Source organism: Cupriavidus numazuensis (assembly GCF_905397435.1).
Lineage (GTDB): Bacteria > Pseudomonadota > Gammaproteobacteria > Burkholderiales > Burkholderiaceae > Cupriavidus > Cupriavidus numazuensis.
In genome coordinates this window covers 330,314-348,605 of record NZ_CAJPVI010000001.1, presented here as the reverse complement: position 1 = coordinate 348,605, position 18,292 = coordinate 330,314, and the positions used below count along the sequence as shown (strand labels likewise).

Genomic DNA, 18,292 nt, shown 5'->3' with positions numbered 1-18,292 from the left:
TAGGAGGTAGGGCCATGACTGGCATTGTGCGTATCGACGACGAGGCACTGGGCGTCGAAGAATTCATCCGCCTGCTCAAGTTCACCGGGCAGTTCGAAGGCCTGGTCGAGCAGATGGTGCGCGACAAGCTCACCGTCCATGCCGCGAAGCGCGCGGGCATGGCCCTGACGCAGGAAGAGATCCAGGAGCGCGCCGACCAGTTCCGGCGCGTGCAGGGGCTGCACCGCGCGGCGGACATGAACCACTATCTCGACGCACTGGGCGTGAGCCTGGACGAGTTCGAGGTCTTCATCACCGACAGCCTGTACCAGGAGCGCATGATAGAGCAGGTCTGCAACGACGCCGCGGTGCACGAATACTTCCAGCTCAATTCGCCGCGCTTCGACAGCATTGAGGTCAGCCACATTGTGGTGGACAGCGAAGGCAAGGCCAAGGAACTGATCTCGTACCTGCAGGACGACCCCGACAGCTTCGCCGAGATGGCCCGCGAGCATTCGATTGCCGATACGCGCGAACGCGGCGGCGACATCGGCAAGGTCTTGCGCGGCTCGCTCAAGACAGATATCGAAGCGAAGGTCTTCAACGCGGAAGCCGGCGACCTGCTCGGGCCGTTCGCGGCGGCGGACCGCTCGTTCTTCGAGGTTTTCCTCGTGCGCGCGAAGCATCCCGCGACGCTCGACGGCGACGTCGCCGTGGAAGTGCGCCGGCTCTTGCGCGAAGAGTGGCTGATGGCGAGGGCGCAGGAACATGTCATCGAAGCCCGCTAGCGAAGGCGCAGCGGCGGCCGAGGTGCCGCCGCCAGCGGCCGCACCTGCATCGCCCGCATCCCCTGCTGCGGGTGCATCGCTCGCCGATTTCCTGTCAACGGTCGAGATCCTGTCGGCACTCACGCGTGACGAACTGGAGCAGCTCGCGGCCGCGGCCCAGACGCAGACGTTCGGCTTCGGCGACACCGTATGCAATGCCGGTGAGCCCGCACCCGGCCTGTACATCATCAAGGCCGGCTCCGTGCGCGTGTTCAACGAGGAGCACGGCAAGGAAATCAGCATGGGCGTGCGCAAGACCGGCGAGGTCTTCGCGGATGTCGCGCTGCTGCGCGACTATCACCATGAGTCGTCGGTGCGCGCATCAGGCAAGACCGAGCTGCTGATGATCCCGCGCAGCGTGGGCGAAAAGGTCGTGGCGGGCAACCAGGCCGCTCTGGCTTTTATCACCAGCTATGTGGCGATCAGCTCGGCAGGCGGGTTCGTGGCGCGGCTGTTCGATTTGCGCGGCAAACTGGACCGGCGCGAGCTCGAAGATGCCGTGCGCAGCGTGGGTGTCAAGCGCGTGGCCGCGGGCAAGGAGATCCTGAAGCAGGACGGGCGCGATGATCGCCGGCTCTACGTGGTGCGCCAGGGCGCCGTGCGCATCGTACGCAACGAGGACGAGGACGAGTTTCCGCTCGCCACGCTCGGGCAGGGCGACATCTTCGGCGAGCGCGCATGCGTGATGCGGCAGGAGCAGATCGCCTCCGCGATCGCCGAGACCGATGTCCGCCTGCTGGTGATTCCTGAAAAGACCGTGCAGCTCATCCTGGAACGCAACCCGCGCTTGCGCGAAGTGCTGGAAGAGCGCATCCGCGTGGTCGATCGCGAGCTGCATCGGCAGAAGAAGCTTGCCGAACGCCGCAAGCGCCCGGTGCTGCTGGACCTGCAGTCCAAGCCGGAGCTTGGCGAGCGGCTGATCCGCCGGTTTGCGCTGGTGGAGCAGGCCGAGGAGATGGATTGCGGTGCCGCCTGCCTGGCCATGATCTGCCGGCACTACGGGATTCCGATGTCGCTCGGCAAGCTGCGCGAACTCGCCAATGTGACCACGCAGGGCGCGACGCTGGAAAGCCTTGCACGCGCCGGCGAGTCGCTTGGCTTCACCACGCGCGGCGTGCAGTGCACGCGCGAGTCGCTGATGGGCTTCGAGCTGCCGTTCATCGTGCACTGGGAGGGCTACCACTACGTGATCGTGTACGGCGTCTCGGCGCGCTGGGTATGGGTGGCGGACCCGGGTATCGGCTTCCGCAAGATGAGCGCCGAGGAGTTCGAGCGCGGCTGGAGCGGCACCTGCCTGCTGTTCAGCCCCGGCGAGAGCATGGCGCAACTGTCGGTGCAGCGCTCTCCGTGGCTGCGCTTCATCAGCTATTTGGCGCCGTACAAGAAGATCCTCGCGCACCTGTTCCTGGCCACGTTCGTGATCCAGGTGCTCGGCGTGGTGCCGCCGCTCATCATCCAGAACATCCTCGATGGCGTGGTCGTGCACCAGAATATCGGGCTGCTGAATTTGCTGATCGTCGGGCTGATCATCGCGAACCTGTTTTCGCAGCTGATGTCGACGATCCGCGCTTACCTGGCCAACTTCATGGTGCGCAACATGGATTTCGCCATGATGTCGCACTTCTTCAAGCACACGCTGTCGCTACCGCTGTCGTTCTTCGCCAAGCGCAAGACCGGCGACATCTTCGCGCGCTTCCAGGAGAACCAGACCATCCGCGCCTTCCTGACCGAGTCCACGGTGACGACGGCGCTGAACCTGCTGATGGTGTTCATCTACTTCACCATCATGTTCCTCTACAACGTCAAGCTCACGCTGCTGCTGATCGCGTTCGTGATCCCGATTGCGGCGTTGACCGTAGTGGTGACACCCAAGGTGAAGACCTACGCGCGCGAGGTGTTTGCTGCATCGACGGACGCCAAGGCCTATCTCATGGAAACGCTGGGCGGTGCCGAGACCGTGAAGGGCATGGGCATCGAGCGGCCTGTCCGCCTGCGCTGGGAAGCCAAGTATGCGAAGGCGCTGGAAAAGCAGTACCAGGCGCAGGCTTTCCACATTCTTGTCGGCATGATCAGCCAGTTGCTCAATGCGGCGACCACGATCGCCGTGCTGTGGGTGGGCGCCACGCTGGTGCTGCAGCGCGAGCTGACCATCGGCCAGTTGATCGCCTTCAATGCGTTCATGGGCAGCGTGCTCGCGCCGTTGATGGGGCTGGTCGCGTTGTGGGGCCAGCTTAACGATGCCGGCGTGGCGATGGAGCGGCTTGGCGACGTGCTGGACCTGGAGCCCGAACAGAAGCCACAGGACGTGATGTCGCGCGTGCTGCTACCCGACCTGCAGGGCGAGATCGAGATGAACGGGCTGTACTTCCGCTACGGCGGCGAGGACACGGCCTATGTGCTCGAGAACATCAGCCTGCATATCAAGCCGGGCGAGATGGTGGCCATTGTCGGGCGCAGCGGCTCCGGCAAGACCACGCTCGCCAAGCTGCTGGTCGGCTTCTACCGGCCCACGGAAGGCTCGATGAAGGTCGACGGCTATGAAATCGGCATGATCGACACCGAGTTCTACCGCGCCCAGGTCGGCTACGTGATGCAGACCAACCTGCTGTTCTCCGGCACCATCGCCGAGAACATCGCCTGCGGCGACGAGAGCCCCGATCGCCGCCGCATCGAGGAAGTGGCCAGGATGGCCGACGCGCACCCGTTCATCACCAAGCTGCCGCTTGGTTATGAACAGATCGTGGGCGAACGCGGCATGGGCCTGTCGGGCGGGCAGATCCAGCGGCTGTGCATTGCGCGCGCGCTGTATCACGATCCGCGCCTGCTGGTGTTCGACGAAGCGACGTCGGCGCTCGATACGCAGTCCGAGAGCAACATCCTCGCGAACATGCAGGAGATCCTGCGCGGGCGCACGGCGGTGATCATCGCGCACCGCCTGAGCACCATCATGCAGGCCGACAAGATCCTGGTGCTGTACGAAGGCGCCGTCGTCGAGCAGGGCCGTCACGAGGAACTGCTCGACCGCAAGGGCATGTATTACCAGCTGGTGCAAAAGCAACTGAGCTCAGCATGAAGCTATATAACCAGGGCGCCCGGCCGCCTGCCGCCACCGGCACCTCTACCGTCTCGTTTGCGGGGCTGATCGAAAAGCTCGAGATCCTGCGCTCCACGCTGCGCTGGTCGTCGCGGCTCGAGCGCACCGATATCGAGAAGCTGCTCAAGCAGGCCACCACGCTGCGCGACGAGGTGATGGGGCTGTCGCACAAGGAACGCTTCGTGCAGGCCGCAACGGGCGGCGAGGTGCCCGTACAGGAGGAAATCGAACGCATGCCCCGCGAGCGCCGGCAGGCGCTGCTGGAGCGCAGCTTTATCTTCGAAGGGACGTTCGGCGATAACCCGAAGCTGCTCGAATCACTGGAAATCTCCGAGAAAGCGGCACCGACCGACCTTCCCGTGCTGATCGATGGCGAAAGCGGCACCGGCAAGGAGCTGATGGCCAAGGTCATCCATGCCAACGGTTCGCGGCAGGATCGGCCGTTCATCTCGGTCAACTGCGGCGCGATTCCGGACAGCCTGCTCGAGTCCGAACTGTTCGGCCACAAGAAGGGCGCGTTCACGGGCGCCAGCAACGACCGGCGCGGCAAGTTCGAGAGCGCCCACACCGGCACCATCTTCCTCGACGAAATCGGCGAGCTGCCGCTGACCGGGCAGGTCAAGCTGCTGCGCGTGCTCGAGGCGCACGAGATCCAGCGCGTGGGCTCGGACGAAGTGATTTCCGTCGACACGCGCATCGTCGCCGCGACCAACAAGGACCTGCGGCGCATGAGCAAGGAGGGGACGTTCCGCGAGGACCTGTTCTACCGGCTCAGCGTGATCCACGTGTCGCTGCCGGCGCTGCGCGAGAGGCGCGACGAGATCCCGTTGCTGGTCGCCTATTTCAGCGACGAAGCGGCCGGCATGCTCAAGCGCAGGCCGGTCAGGCTGACGCCGAGACTGCGCGACTTCCTGATGCATTACGAGTATCCGGGGAACATCCGCGAGCTGCGCAATCTGTTGTACCGGGTGTCGTGCCTGGCCGGCGATACGGCGGACCTTGTCCACCTGCCGGTGGACATTCGTCCGAAGCCGGCTGCGCTGGCCGTGGTGCCGATCGGGCCGGTCGGTGCGTTGTCAGCGTTGCCTACGTCGCTGAGCGAAGCCAAGCGCGCGGCCAGCGACGAAGCGGAACGCGCGTTTCTGGAGCGGGGACTGCAGGAAGTCGGGGGCACCGTTGCCGAACTGGCGCGGCGGTGCGACATGAACCGTTCGCATCTGCAGATGCTGCTGAAGAAGCACGGGATTCATTCGAAGGATTTTCGGGGGCAGAGGGAGAAGGCGTGAGAAGCGGTGAGGGACGGGGGCCCGCCACATACGGCGAGCCCCCCAACCTTCACTTGCCCTTGTAGTCCGGGAAAAAGAGCTGTTCGCCTTCGACCTTGTAGCCCGCAATGGCCTGCTGTCCTTCCGGCGAGGTCATCCACTCCACCAGCTTCATCGCGTCGGTGTAGTTCGTGCCCGGGTGCTTGGCGGGATTGACCGCGATGACGCCGTACGGGTTGAACATCTTCGGATCGCCCTGCACGGCGATCGCCAGGCCGGTCTTGGCGCGGTAGGCGCCATAGGTGGCGCGGTCCGACAGCGTATAAGCGGGCATCTGGGCGGCCATGGTCAGCACCTCGCCCATGCCAAGCCCCGCGTTGACATACCAGGGCTGGCCCTTCGGTTCGATGCCGAGCTGCTTCCAGTAGTCCTTCTCCATCACGTCGGTGCCGGAGTTGTCCCCGCGCGAGATGAACTTGCTGCCGCTGCCGGCCAGTTTGCGGAAACCCGCCAGCACGTCCTTGCCGCCCTTGATGCCAGCCGGGTCACTGGCCGGGCCCACGACGATGAAGTCGTTGTACATGACGTCGCGGCGGTTGACGCCGTAACCGGCCGCCACGAATTCATCTTCCATCTTGCGCGCGTGCACAAGCAGTACGTCCACGTCGCCCATCTCGCCCATCTTCATGGCCTTGCCCGAACCGACGGCGATGACCTTCACGTTCACGCCGGTCTTCTGTTCGAACTTCGGCAGCAGGTACTTGAGCAGGCCCGAGTTCTCGGTACTCGTGGTGGTGGCCAGCTTCAGTTCACCGGCCTGTGCGGCGGAGAGGGCCATCAGGCAGGCAATGGCGGTCATGACGGGAAGCTTGCGAAAACCGATCCGTGACATGTGTGGTTCCTTGATTTATGTTTATGAAAACATAATTGCCACGCCCTTGCGGGTCATGGAGAATGCAAAAAACAACATCAAAAGCGGGGTAGTTCATTGTCTGTGAAGCCGAATCGATGTGTAAATATGCAAGGCGAAACATATGACTTTTCGCTTTGACCTGTTTCCGGTCATCGCCGCGGACGACAACCCGCGCGCCAACGGCAAGGTGTTCCAGTTGCTCAAGGCGGTGCGCGAAACCGGGTCGCTGCACCGCGCGGCGCGCGAGATCGGCTTGTCCTATCGCCATGCCTGGGGCGTGATGCGCACCTGGGAGGCCATGCTGGGACGCAGCGTGCTCGATATGGAGCGTGGGCGCGGCGCGTCGCTGACGCGCTTCGGCGAGCGGCTGCTGCGTGCCGAGATGCGGTTGCGCGAGACCCTCGACCCGGCTGTACAGCGCGCCATGGCCGATTTCATCGCCGACCTCGACGACGCGGCGCAGCCGCAGACCAGCGTGCATTTTTCGGGAAGCCACGATCCGGCCATCGAGGTACTGGCCGGTGCGCTCAAGGACCAGCCGTCCGGGCTTCATCTCGATACGGTGTTCTGCGGCAGCGTGGAAGGGCTGATCTGCCTGCAGGAGCGGCAGTCGGAACTGGCCGGCTTCTATGTGTCGCCCGTGCAGACCGCGGGCTCGGTGGCGCACCTGACATTGCGCAAGTGGCTGCGGCCCGCTTCGGTGCGCCTGCTGCGCCTGGCATGGCGCGAACAGGGCCTGATCGTGTCGCCGGCGTTGAGTGCAGAAATCCATGATCTGCGTGACCTTGTTCGCACCCAGGCGCGTTTCGTCAACCGGCAGCGCAGTTCCGGTACGCGCATGCTGTTCGATCAGCTCCTGGCCGCGCAAGGGCTGTATCCCGACCAGATCTCCGGGTACGACGAACCCGAGTTCAGCAATGAAAAGGTGGCGGAAGCGGTCCACACAGGGCGCGCGCAGGTCGGTTTCGGACTACGCATGAACGCCGAGGCGCTGGGACTGGCCTTTGTGCCGCTCACGCGAGAGGCGTACTACCTGGCGCTGCGCAAGAATGACCAGACCGCAGGCTGGATGGCGGGCCTGCTGGCCTTGCTGGCCGACCCGGCGTTCGCGCGCCGCATCGAAGCGCTGCCGGGCTACACCATGGCCGAGCCTGCCGGCATCCTGACGCCGCAGGAGGCCTTGCCCTGGTACGGGGCGGACGGCAAAGAGGGCGGCTGAGCCGCGCCTGATCACGGGGGCGGGGATCGCGCTACACTCCTTGCGATGGCCTGCACAGCTCGATCGCCCCGCCAACGCAAGGAGCACCATGCTGGAAACCGCTGCCCTGGCCGCAGGCATGTCCTGGGCCAGCGGCTTTCGCCTCTACCTGGCTGTCCTGACCGCGGGCGTGCTGTCGCGGCTGGGCTGGCTCGACCTGCCGCCCGGGCTGCATGCGCTGGAATCGTGGTGGGTGATCGGCGTGGCGGCGGTGCTCGCGCTGGCGGAGTTCGTCGCCGACAAGATCCCGGGTTTCGACTCGGTGTGGGACAGCATCCATACCTTCATACGGATTCCGGCCGGCGCGATCCTTGCCGCGGCCGCGTTCGGTCAGATGGACCCGCAGTGGATGGTCGCGGCGGGCCTGGTCGGCGGAACCCTCGCCGGTACGGCCCACGTCGCCAAGGCCGGCACGCGCGCCTTGATCAATGTCTCGCCGGAACCGTTTTCGAACTGGGCGGCCTCATTCACGGAGGACGTGACGGCGACCGGTAGCCTGCTGCTGGCCTTTTTCCTGCCCGTGCTGTTCCTGGTCCTGCTGGCCGTCTTCCTGCTGGTGGCCATCTGGCTGCTGCCCAAGCTATGGCGCGGGCTGCGCCGTCTGCATGCGAGCTTGCGCAACCGCTCGGGCCCGCCTGCAAGACGAACCTGAGCGCCCCATCACCCATGCTGCCTGTACCAGGTGCCGGCAGCGCCACGAACGAGACTGAAACCAAGAACTGATGCCGACCGAGCCAGCTTCCGTGCCCGATACTGCCGTTTCCCAAGCCATTGCCAGGTCCGTGTCGCAAGGGCGGCCATTCTCGGCCTGGCGCCAGGCCTTGCGCATGGCGCGGCGCGACTGGCTGGCCGGCGAGCTTTACCTGCTGCTGTTTGCGCTGGTGCTGGCGGTCGCGGCGCTGACCAGCGTCGGCTTCCTGGCCGACCGCATGCGCCTGGGCCTGGAGCGCGATGCGCGGCAGATGATTGCCGCGGATGTGCTGCTGGTGTCGGACCAGCCATTCGATGCTGCATTTTCCTCGCGCGCGGCCGGTGCGGGCCTGGCGGTCGCGCATACGGTGACATTCCCGAGCATGGCGACGGCCCGCCGTGCCGATGCCGCCGCCGGCGCCGAGGCGCCCAGCCAGCTCGCCGCGCTCAAGGCGGTCAGCGCCGGCTATCCGCTGCGCGGCAGGCTGAAGGTGGCCACCGCACCGGGTGGCCCCGAACAGGCTGCCGAAGGCATTCCCGCGCCGGGCACGGTCTGGGTGGACGAGGCGCTCCTTTCTGCGCTGGGGCTGCGCATCGGCGATGCGCTCCAGCTTGGCAACCGTACGTTCCGCATCGACCGCATCCTGACCCAGGAACTGGACCGCGGCGCGGGCTTCATGAATTTCGCGCCGCGCGTGCTGTTGCCGCTGTCCGATCTCGACAGCACGGGCCTGATCGGCTGGGGCAGCCGCGTGAGCTACCGCCTGCTCGTAGCGGGCACCGACGCTGCCGACAAGGCCTACCAGCGCTGGGCGGGCGACGAGATCAAACGGCTCAAGCTGCGCAACACGCGCGTGGAGTCGCTGGAATCGGGCCAGCCGCAGATGCGCGCCACGCTGGACCGCGCGGAGCGCTTCCTGTCGCTGGTGGCGGTGCTGTCGTCGATGATCGCCGCGGTGGCGATCGCCATGTCGGCGCGCCGCTATATGCAGCGGCATACCGACGCCTGCGCGGTCTACAAGTGCATGGGGCTGTCGCGCCGGCAGATCCTGGCGGCGTTCGGCATCGAGTTCCTGCTGCTCGGGGCGGCTGGCTCGGTGGTGGGCGTGGTGCTTGGCTACCTGGCCCACTACGGATTGCTGTTGTCGCTGGGCGGCCTGCTGCAGGTGTCGCTGCCGCAGCCTTCGCTGTTGCCGGCAACGGTTGGCATCCTGGCAGGTCTGGTGCTGCTGGCCGGCTTTGCCTTGCCGCCGCTGCTGGCGCTGACGCGCGTGGCGCCGCTGCGCGTGCTGCGCCGTGATATCGGCCCGCCGCCGGTGTCGGCATGGGCGGCCTACGCGCTCGGCCTTGGCGCCTTTATCGGCTTGCTGCTGGTGGCGGCGCGCGACCTGCGGCTCGGACTGACCACGGCTGGCGGGTTTGCGGGTGCCGGGGCCGTTTTTGCATTGCTGGCGCTGGGCATGCTGATGCTGCTTTCGCGGGCGTTGCGTGGCCGGCTGACGGGGCGCTCGGCGGTGGGCTGGCGCTTTGCGCTGGCCGTGCTGGAACGCCGGCGCGCGGTGACGGTGCTGCAGACGGTGGCGCTGGCGATCGGCCTGATGGCGCTGCTGCTGCTGGGCATGACGCGCAACGATCTCGTCGATTCCTGGCGCAGTGCCACGCCGGCTGACGCCCCCAACCGCTTCATCATCAACATCCAGCCGGACCAGCGCGAGCCGCTGCGCGGCATGCTGGCCACGGCGGGCATCCATGACCTGCTCTACCCGATGGTGCGCGGACGCCTCACGCATATCGGCGAGCGCGCGATCCGCGCCGACAGCTTTGCCGAGGGCCGCGCGCGCAACCTGGTGGAGCGCGAGTTCAACCTGTCCTATACCGATGCGCTCCCCGAGGGCAACCAGGTAGTGGCCGGGCGCTGGTCCAATGGCACGGGTACGGGCGCGGGCGCATCGGTGGAGGAGGGCATCGCCAAGACGCTGGGCATCCGGCTGGGCGACACCCTGCGCTTCGACGTGGCCGGCCAGAGCGTGCAGGCGCCGGTCACTTCGCTGCGCAAGCTCGACTGGGGATCGATGCGCGTCAATTTCTTCGTGATCCTGCCGCCGTCCGCGATGCATGGCTTGCCCGAGACCTACATCACCTCGTTCCACCTGCCGCCAGCGAGCGCGGCGCTCGGCAACCGGCTGATCGCGGCGTTCCCCAACATCACGGTGGTCAACACCGACCTGATCCTGCGGCAGATACAGGCCGTGGTGGATCAGGTGATCGCCGCTGTGGAGTTCCTGTTCGTCTTCACACTGGTGGCCGGGATCACCGTGCTGTACGCGGCACTCTCGGGCGCGCGCGACGAACGCATGCGCGATGCCGGGCTGCTGAAGGCACTCGGCGCTTCGGCGGCACAGGTCAAGCAGACGCAGTACGCCGAGTTCCTGGTGGTCGGCGGGCTCGCGGGCCTGCTCGCGAGCATCGGTGCGATCGCCGTAGGCTGGGGCCTGTCCCAGCACGTCTTCGATTTCCCTTACCGCTTCAATCCGTGGATCGTGCCGACCGGCGTGGTTTCTGGCATGCTGTGCGCTTTTGCGGGCGGCTGGCTGGGCCTGCGCGATGTGCTGCGCCAGCCGGCGCTGGCGACATTGCGTGACGCGTAATGCTCCGGAATGCCCTGGAACGCCGCCTGAAGTTTGCGAGTATCTGAATGAGTACCGAACCTGAATCCACCGGCCAGGCCGGCACCGATGTCACCGCCTTCGACCTGGTCGGCGGCGAGGCGCGCGTGCGCGAACTGGTGGACCGCTTCTACGACCTGATGGACCTGGAGCCCGAATTCGCGGGCCTGCGCGCGCTGCATCCGGCTTCGCTGGACGGCTCGCGCGACAAGCTGTTCTGGTTCCTGTGCGGCTGGCTGGGTGGCCCCAATCATTTCATCGAGCGCTTTGGCCATCCGCGCCTGCGTGCGCGCCATATGCCGTTCGAGATCGGCATCAGCGAGCGCGACCAGTGGATGCGCTGCATGGCGCTGGCGATGCAGGACGTCGGCCTGTCCGAGGACCTGCAGATGCGCCTGATGCAGGCTTTTTTCCAGACCGCCGACTGGATGCGCAACGTGGCCCGCTGAAGCGGCCCGGATCTTTTCGAGAAAGGGTAGGACGATGCAAGACAAGTTGCCCGAAGCTGCCCATGAGCTGCTGGAATTCTGGTTCGGCCACCATGGCTCGCCGCAATGGAATACGGCGCGGCCCGAATGGTTCACCAAATCGGCGGCGTTCGATGACGTCATCCGCACGCGTTTCCTGACGCTGTGGGAAGCGGCGCACTCGGGTGACCCCGATGAAGGCGAGGACTGGTGCGCCACGCACGAAGGCGCCTGCGCCCGCGTGGTGCTGCTCGACCAGTTCCCGCGCAACCTGTTCCGCAACGATCCGCGCAGCTTTGCCACCGACGCCCAGGCGCTGGATCTGGCGCGGCGCATCGTGGATGGCGGCATGGACCGCGAACTGCCCACGGGCTATCACCGCGTGTTCTGTTACCTGCCGTTCGAGCATTCGGAATCGTTGCGCGACCAGGATGAGTCTGTCCGCCTGACAACGCAGTTGCGCGAAGACACCGCGGGCAAGGTCGACGTGGTCGAGTGGGCGGAAAAGCATCGCGCGGTGATCGCGCGCTTCGGGCGCTTTCCGCACCGGAATGCCATCCTGGGCCGGCAGAGCACGCCGGAGGAAGTGGCATTCCTGAAGGAGCCGGGCTCGCGGTTCTGACCGTCGCGCCCGGCCTGAGAGACGCTGCTCAGGTCTCGTCGCGGTGTTCCTGCCACTTGTCGACGCGCACGCGCGGCGCGTCGGCCAGCTTTGCCAGCAGCGCGGCCGGCGTGTCGGCCACGCGCAGCAGGTCGACATGCACCTGCTTCAGGAAGCCTTCCTGCACGGCATGCGACATGAAGCCGAGCATGCCGTCATAGAAGCCCGCCACGTTGAGCAGGCCGACCGGCTTGGCGTGGTAGCCGAGCTGCAGCCACGTGAAGGTTTCGAACAGTTCCTCGAAGGTGCCGACGCCGCCGGGCATGGCGATGAAGGCATCGGCGCGGTCGGCCATCATCTGCTTGCGCTCGTGCATATTGCGCACGACATGCAGCTCGGTCAGGCCGCGATGGCCGACTTCCTTCTGCATCAGCGCGTCGGGGATGATGCCGATGGCGCTGCCGCCATGCGCGAGCACGGCATCGGCAACGATGCCCATCAGGCCGACCTTGCCGCCACCGTAGACCAGCGACATGTCGTTGTCGACGAGGGCCTTGCCGAGCGCGCGGGCGGCTTCGGCATATTCAGGGCGGTTGCCGGGGCTGGAACCGCAATACACGCAAACGGATTTCACTTCCTGTCCTTGTCTGACTGGTTTTCCTGGGCCGCCTTGGACGCCGCGTAGTCGCGCGCGAGCTGGTCGAACGCATCGCGCGCACGGCCGCGCAGGTACGGCGCCAGGATCGAGAAGATGTGATAGCTGGACCCGTGCAGGTAGCCGCGGATCTGCTCGGGGTCGTTGTACTGGCGCGGGCGCTGCACGAACTGGAACGACAGCCAGTACGTGGCGATCACCACGATATTCGTACAGATCGCTTCCACCTGTTCGGGCGTGGCTTCCATCTCGCCATCTTCGATGAACTGGCGGCAGATCTCCAGCGCAAAGCGCTTCTTCTGCTCGACAATCCGCTTGAAGTTGGTCTCCAGCATGCGGTTGCGCGCGAGCAGGTCGTTGATGTCCCGGTACAGGAAGCGGTAGTTCCACAGGAACTCCGACATGTACTGCAGGTAGCCCCAGCTTTCGTCCAGCGTGGCCTTGTGATCCTCGGGCAGCTTCAGGCGGCGTTCCATCTCCTGCTCGAATCGCACGAAGATGGAATTGATGATGTCGTCCTTGTTGCGGAAGTGGTAGTAGAGATTGCCGGGGCTGATCTCCATTGCCTCCGCAATGGTGGTCGTGGTGACGTTGGGTTCGCCGACTTCGTTGAACAGGCGCAGCGAGACGTCGAGGATGCGGTCCCTGGTACGGCGGGGGCCGGTTTGCGGTTTGGGTTCCATGGGCGTCCGGGCGATCGGTAAATCGGGGCAGGGTAGCGATTATAAGCAATCGGCCTGCCTGCCCCTTCCGCCTTTCCGGGGCGCCGGCGCTCAGCCCCCGAGCTGGCGCAGCCAGTGCAGCACGTGCGGCCCGGCAATGGCGATCCACGTGCCGCCGCACAGGATCAGCGCCAGCATGACCGCGGCGCTGCCGAAATCCTTGGCGCGCTTGGACAGGCTGTGCCGCTCCAGCGAGATGCGGTCGATCGCCGCCTCGATGCTCGAGTTCAGCAGCTCCACCATCAGCACCACCAGCAGCGTGCCCAGCAGCATGATGCGCTCGACTGTGCCGACGGGCAGCACGAATGCGCACGGCGTGAGAATCACCACCAGCGTCAGTTCCTGCCGGAACGCGCTTTCTTCGAGCACCGCGTAGCGCAGGCCGGACAGCGAATTCAGGGCGGCATGCCAGGCGCGGGCCAGACCGCGGTTGCCCTTGTGCGGGTTCTGTTCAATCGAATAGTCACTGCTTGGCGGGCGAGGCGCCTGCCCCCGCAGCGGCGGGTCGGACGGCAGCGGCTGAGTGGGTTTCGACATGGTTGTGCGAGGCTGGTTGGGTTGGCATCTCGCCTGCGCTGCCGGTACTGCCGCCGGCCGAAAGCGGACGCAGGTGCGCCAGGAACTGCTCGGAGGCTGCGCGCCACGAAAATCGCTCGGCATGGGCGCGGGCGGTGGCGCGGTCGATGCGCAGCGCTTCCAGGCAGGCTTCACGCAAGTCTTCATGCATCACGCCGGCCGGGCTGTCGCCAAGCACGTCGATCGGGCCAGTGACCGGGTAGGCGGCTACCGGCAGGCCGCTCGCCAGCGCCTCGAGCAGTACCAGGCCGAAGGTGTCGGTGCGGCTCGGGAACACGAAGACATCAGCCGAAGCATACACCCTGGCCAGTTCTGGCTGGCTCAGCACGCCGAGGTAGTTCGCGCCGGGGTAGTGCGCGCGCAGCGAAGCCAGTGCCGGGCCGTCGCCGACCACCCATTTGGAGCCCGGCAGGTCCAGCGCCAGGAAGGCTTCCACGTTCTTTTCCACGGCTACGCGGCCGACGTACAGGAAGATCGGATGCGCCGTGTTGAGCACGTTGACGTGCTGCGTCTTGAAGACGTCGAGATCCACGCCGCGCGTCCACAGCACGCAGTGGCCGATGCCGTAGCGCTGCAGGTCGTCCAGTACCACGGGCGTGGGCGCCATCACGGCCTGCGCCTGGCCGTGGAACCAGCGCAGGAAGCGGTACGTCCACGACAGTGGAATGCCGAAGCGCGCGTGCACATACTCCGGAAAGCGCGTGTGATAGGCCGTGGTGAACGGCATCCGCCGGCGCAGTGCGTAACGGCGCGCCGCCATGCCGAGCGGGCCTTCCGTGGCGATATGCAGCGCGTCGGGCGCAAAGTCGTCGATGCGCTTGGCCACCCGGGCCGCAGGCAGCAGCGACAAGCGGATCTCGGGGTAGGTCGGGCAGGGAAGCGTGCGGAATTCCAGCGGCGTGATCATGTCCACCGTATGGCCCATGGCTTCGAGCTCGCGGCGGGTGGACTTGAGCGTGCGCACCACGCCATTGACCTGCGGTTCCCAGGCGTCGGTGACGATCAGGATCTTCATGCGGGCTCCTCGATGGTGTGGCCGCGTTCTAAAGGGGAGTGACGGTGTGGCGTGCCGCTCAGCTGCTGATGGCGGCCACGCGCCGGCGCTTGCGGGGGCGGGCCTCGAGCGGGTCGAGCAGCGTGGTCCAGTAGACGATCTTCAGTTCGCCTTCCATGGTTTCGACCAGTGCGGACAGGCTTTCCACCCAGTCGCCGTCGTTGCAGTAGATCTGGCCGTTCACCTCGCGGATTTCGGCCTTGTGAATGTGGCCGCAGACCACACCGTCGCAGCCGCGCCGGCGCGCTTCATCGACCATCGCATGCTCGAACGAGCTGATGTAGTTGACCGCGTTCTTGACCTGGTGCTTCAGGTACTGCGACAGCGACCAGTACGGGAAGCCCAGCCGCGCGCGGATGCGGTTGAAGTGCCGGTTCATCGCCAGGATCACCGTGTACAGCGAATCGCCGAGATAGGCCAGCCAGCGCGCGTGCTGCACCACGCCGTCGAACAGGTCGCCATGCACGACCCACAGGCGCTTGCCGGTGGCCGTCACGTGCACGGTTTCCTCGCGCACGGTGATGTCGCCGAACGCCAGGCCATCGAACTGGCGCGCGACTTCGTCGTGGTTGCCGGGCACGTAGATGACCTCGGTGCCTTTGCGCGCCTTGCGCAGCAGCTTCTGCACCACGTCGTTGTGGCTCTGCGGCCAGTACCAGCCGCGCCGGAGCTGCCAGCCGTCGATGATGTCGCCGACCAGATAGAGCTGTTCGGATTCGTTGTGCTTGAGGAAGTCGAGCAGATAGTCGGCCTGGCAGCCGGCGGTGCCCAGATGGATATCGGACAGCCAGATCGCGCGGTACTGCTGGATCGGATGCGGCTCGGGAGGGAAGTGCTGGCCCGCGTCGGCCGGAGGTGTCAGAGCCTGGATGGCGGGGGGCTCGGCCGGCGGCGGCACGAAGGCCGCGAGCGCGGCGATACGCGACAAGACCTGGGAAAGCTCGGGATCAGGGCTGCCGCGCAGCCTGAGCGTGAATCCCGACAGAACTCCGAGTGCGGATCGGATGGCTTGAACCATGGCGGCCCCGTTGACGGCAATGGCTGCATTCAGCCAGCGCGCCGTGACGAAGCCGTGTCGGAAACATGACTGACATGTGAATCGTTGCCGGGATCCGACAGCGTCGGGCGGTGCTGTCAGGACGCCTTATTGCGCAGCGTGGCCAGCGCTTCCACCACGGCCGTGACGGCGCGCCGATCGCGCAGCAGCGATACATGGCCGATGCCGGTCAGCGCGATGTGCCGCGCGCCATCCAGCCAGCTCGTGCAAGGCGGCCCGGAGATGGAGTCGTGCCAGCTGAAGATGGAAACCATGCGCGCGCGCAGGGCAGGGGATTCGGCCGCAGCCAGGGTCGTGAGCCATGGGCCGCCACAGCGCATTTGCCAGGCATTGCGCCCGGCGCCGAAGCGCGCGAGCGCACAGCCGTGATGCGGTGTGCCAAGCGTGACGATGCCGGCGCAGACGCCGTGTGCGCCCTTCGCCAGCGCCGCGCGAGCGACCAGTCCGCCCATGCTGTGGCACACCAGCAGCGGTGCGTTTCCTGTTCTTGCTGTGATCTGCTCGATATGCTGCAGCAAAGCGTCGGCATAGTCGTCGATGTCACCGAGAACCGGCTCCATGTCGATCGCTTCACAACGGTAACCGGCTGCTGCGAGTGCGGGCTGCAGGTCGAGCCACACCGCATGGTTGCAGGCATAGCCATGCACGAGCAGCACGGCAGGCGTCTGGTCGGCAGCGAGGGAATTGGCAGGTGCCGCGTAGCGGCGGTGTGAGAAGAACGGCTGCAGCCAGTTGAACATGCGGAATACCGCGATGTACTCCAGGGCAAAGCAGCGCATGGCCTCGGCCAGCGGCAAGGGCTGCCGGCTGCTGGCGAGAGTCGACGGTGCGGGAGGTGGCCACTGCTGGCGTAAAACGCCGGTACCATGCTGCGTCATGGCGAACGCCAGGGCGATGCCCACGGCAAGACCGCCCAGCACTGCGACGGCGCCGGCAGCCAGAGCCGCCGGCCAATGCCAGCCCGCTTGCTGCGTCAGTTGCCAGCCAATGCCGGCCGCTGCGGCCGCCTGCAGCATCACCGCCACGCGGCGGGCGCCGGCGGCGCTCACGGTCATGGGCGCGGCGCGCGCAGGTCAACCAGGCGCGTGCGCGCGAGACGGTCGTGCAGGAACTGGCGGCGCGGATCGAGCCAGGCCAGCAGGATCCAGATGAGCAATCCAGCGCCCAGTACGCCGACGAAGGGCCCTTTGACCAGCCCGAGCGCGTGCCCCAACGCAGCCGACGGCGGCAGCCAGAGCCAGGCCAGCACGTAGCGCAACGCGGCTTGCGGCCAGCGCGGCCGTACTCCGGCTGCGGTTTCGATGCGCATGCGCCAGGTCTGCATCGCCAGCGTCTGGCCGCTGCGCTGCCAGAACCACGTGAAATAGAGCCCCATCACCAAGAAGCTCCAGCCCTGGATTGCGTAGGGGCTGTCGAGGCCCAGTTTCTGCAGCGCCGGGCGGACCAGCAGGAAGAGCGCGGTTGACGCGCTCAGCACCCCGAACAGCAACACGCCTTCGTACAGCATGCAGGCGATGCGGCGGCGCAGCGATGGCGCGGTCGGGAAAGAGGCGTTGGCGGACGACGGAGCGAGGGTAGCGGCTGGCATGGCACGGAAATCGGGAGACCTTGGTTCAGGCGTACCGGCCGTGGCCAGGCCCGGCAAGGCCACGTGCGGAATCCGGCGATTATGCCAAATGCCCGCCTGCGGGGCGCGTTGGCGCCCTTACTGCCGGATCGTGCCGTCGGCCTGGGTGGCGGCAGCGGCTTCGGAGGCGCCTTCCATGGTCGCTGGGGCCGCCGCAGGCACGGCGGGAGCGGGCGCCACAGGCGTTGCGGCGGGCGCAGTCACGGACGCGTCGGCAGTGCTGGACTTGGCCGCCGGCGCTGACGCCGGCTTCGCGGCGACCGACGCGGGCTTCTTGTCCTGGTGGATCTGGCGGCTGGTATCGCTGGGCAGGCGCTTGCCGCTGGGCAGCGCACTGACCGCGCCGGGGCGGCGCGGTACGCGTTCGGCCGCGGCGAGATTCTTCTTCTGCTCTTCCGGCAGTTGCTGGTACTTGTCCCAGGCTTCCGCTTTCTTTTCGGCTGGCAGCGCCCGCGTGATCTGGTAGTTCTCTCGTGCCAGGCGGCGCTGCTGCGGCGTCAGTTTGACCCATTCGGTCATGCGTGTCTGCAGGCGCGCCTGTTCGTCAGGCGAGAACTTCGGATAACGCTCGGCAATCCGCAGCCATTTGCGTCGATTGAGCTCGGGAAGCGTGTCCCACAGCGGCTGCAGCGGGCCGAGGATGCGTTGCTGGACCGGGGTCAGCTCGGACCATGCCGGGCGGGCATTCACCACCTGTGCGGCTTGCCCTGCGGACGCCGGGCCCTGGGCGCGTGCATCGGGCGGTGCCGCGCACCAGGCGGCAGCCGCGCAGAAACCGGCCAGCAGCAAGGTACCCAGCCGGCGGCGTGGGGCGTCGGGGCGGAAAATCGCACGGGCCATG

17 protein-coding genes are annotated in these 18,292 nt (G+C 66.4%); 8 read left to right on the top strand and 9 right to left on the bottom strand.

Annotation, left to right across the window (positions count from 1 at the left end; genetic code table 11):
- Positions 1-14: 14 nt before the first annotated feature.
- The 3 genes from KHO41_RS01755 to KHO41_RS01745 are packed head-to-tail and all read left to right on the top strand — an operon-like array spanning position 15 to position 5,186.
- Positions 15-767 (top strand): peptidylprolyl isomerase, encoded by a 753-nt coding sequence (locus tag KHO41_RS01755; protein WP_211951571.1) that lies wholly within the window; start codon positions 15-17, stop codon positions 765-767.
- The gene (locus tag KHO41_RS01750; RefSeq protein WP_244873679.1) at positions 748-3,879 is read left to right on the top strand and encodes a peptidase domain-containing ABC transporter; all 3,132 of its coding nucleotides are present in this window, start codon (positions 748-750) and stop codon (positions 3,877-3,879) included. The genes KHO41_RS01755 and KHO41_RS01750 overlap by 20 nt, the downstream gene beginning before the upstream one ends.
- Positions 3,876-5,186, top strand: a complete 1,311-nt coding sequence (locus tag KHO41_RS01745) for a sigma-54 interaction domain-containing protein (protein ID WP_211951570.1) — start codon at positions 3,876-3,878, stop codon at positions 5,184-5,186. The genes KHO41_RS01750 and KHO41_RS01745 overlap by 4 nt, the downstream gene beginning before the upstream one ends.
- Positions 5,187-5,235: 49 nt before the next feature.
- Here KHO41_RS01745 and KHO41_RS01740 read toward each other — a convergent pair whose 3' ends face one another.
- Positions 5,236-6,057, bottom strand: a complete 822-nt coding sequence (locus KHO41_RS01740; RefSeq protein WP_211951569.1) for an extracellular solute-binding protein — start codon at positions 6,055-6,057, stop codon at positions 5,236-5,238.
- A 142-nt stretch (positions 6,058-6,199) separates the two neighbouring features.
- On the opposite strand from KHO41_RS01740, the gene KHO41_RS01735 reads away from it, so the two are divergent.
- From KHO41_RS01735 to KHO41_RS01715, 5 genes are all read left to right on the top strand, one after another.
- Positions 6,200-7,297, top strand: a complete 1,098-nt coding sequence (locus tag KHO41_RS01735) for a substrate-binding domain-containing protein (protein WP_211951568.1) — start codon at positions 6,200-6,202, stop codon at positions 7,295-7,297.
- An 88-nt stretch (positions 7,298-7,385) separates the two neighbouring features.
- Positions 7,386-7,988, top strand: a complete 603-nt coding sequence (locus tag KHO41_RS01730; RefSeq protein ID WP_211951567.1) for a DUF4126 domain-containing protein — start codon at positions 7,386-7,388, stop codon at positions 7,986-7,988.
- Positions 7,989-8,058: 70 nt separating this feature from the next.
- On the top strand, positions 8,059-10,674 hold the full coding sequence (locus tag KHO41_RS01725; RefSeq protein WP_211951566.1) for an ABC transporter permease: 2,616 nt from the start codon (positions 8,059-8,061) through the stop codon (positions 10,672-10,674).
- A gap of 47 nt (positions 10,675-10,721) precedes the next feature.
- The gene (locus tag KHO41_RS01720; protein ID WP_211951565.1) at positions 10,722-11,141 is read left to right on the top strand and encodes a group II truncated hemoglobin; all 420 of its coding nucleotides are present in this window, start codon (positions 10,722-10,724) and stop codon (positions 11,139-11,141) included.
- A gap of 34 nt (positions 11,142-11,175) precedes the next feature.
- Positions 11,176-11,781 carry a DUF924 family protein gene (locus KHO41_RS01715; protein ID WP_211951564.1) on the top strand — a complete coding sequence of 202 codons (606 nt, stop codon included), beginning with the start codon at positions 11,176-11,178 and terminating at the stop codon, positions 11,779-11,781.
- A gap of 28 nt (positions 11,782-11,809) precedes the next feature.
- Here KHO41_RS01715 and KHO41_RS01710 read toward each other — a convergent pair whose 3' ends face one another.
- The 8 genes from KHO41_RS01710 to KHO41_RS01675 all read right to left on the bottom strand — a co-directional run bounded on the left by KHO41_RS01710 (position 11,810) and on the right by KHO41_RS01675 (position 18,291).
- Complete coding sequence (locus KHO41_RS01710) at positions 11,810-12,394, bottom strand: LOG family protein (RefSeq protein WP_211951563.1); 585 nt, start codon at positions 12,392-12,394, stop codon at positions 11,810-11,812.
- Positions 12,391-13,098 (bottom strand): TetR/AcrR family transcriptional regulator, encoded by a 708-nt coding sequence (locus tag KHO41_RS01705; RefSeq protein ID WP_211951562.1) that lies wholly within the window; start codon positions 13,096-13,098, stop codon positions 12,391-12,393. Before KHO41_RS01705 ends, KHO41_RS01710 begins: the two co-directional genes overlap by 4 nt.
- Before the next feature lie 90 nt (positions 13,099-13,188).
- Positions 13,189-13,674, bottom strand: a complete 486-nt coding sequence (locus KHO41_RS01700; protein ID WP_211951561.1) for a diacylglycerol kinase — start codon at positions 13,672-13,674, stop codon at positions 13,189-13,191.
- On the bottom strand, positions 13,601-14,728 hold the full coding sequence (locus KHO41_RS01695; RefSeq protein WP_211951560.1) for a glycosyltransferase family 4 protein: 1,128 nt from the start codon (positions 14,726-14,728) through the stop codon (positions 13,601-13,603). The genes KHO41_RS01700 and KHO41_RS01695 overlap by 74 nt, the downstream gene beginning before the upstream one ends.
- Before the next feature lie 58 nt (positions 14,729-14,786).
- Positions 14,787-15,785, bottom strand: a complete 999-nt coding sequence (locus tag KHO41_RS01690) for a UDP-2,3-diacylglucosamine diphosphatase (protein ID WP_211951559.1) — start codon at positions 15,783-15,785, stop codon at positions 14,787-14,789.
- A gap of 116 nt (positions 15,786-15,901) precedes the next feature.
- Complete coding sequence (locus KHO41_RS01685; protein WP_211951558.1) at positions 15,902-16,879, bottom strand: esterase/lipase family protein; 978 nt, start codon at positions 16,877-16,879, stop codon at positions 15,902-15,904.
- Positions 16,876-17,412 carry an RDD family protein gene (locus tag KHO41_RS01680; protein ID WP_211951557.1) on the bottom strand — a complete coding sequence of 179 codons (537 nt, stop codon included), beginning with the start codon at positions 17,410-17,412 and terminating at the stop codon, positions 16,876-16,878. Before KHO41_RS01680 ends, KHO41_RS01685 begins: the two co-directional genes overlap by 4 nt.
- A 117-nt stretch (positions 17,413-17,529) precedes the next feature.
- On the bottom strand, positions 17,530-18,291 hold the full coding sequence (locus KHO41_RS01675; RefSeq protein ID WP_211951556.1) for a DUF3106 domain-containing protein: 762 nt from the start codon (positions 18,289-18,291) through the stop codon (positions 17,530-17,532).
- Between the last annotated feature and the right edge of the window lies 1 nt (position 18,292).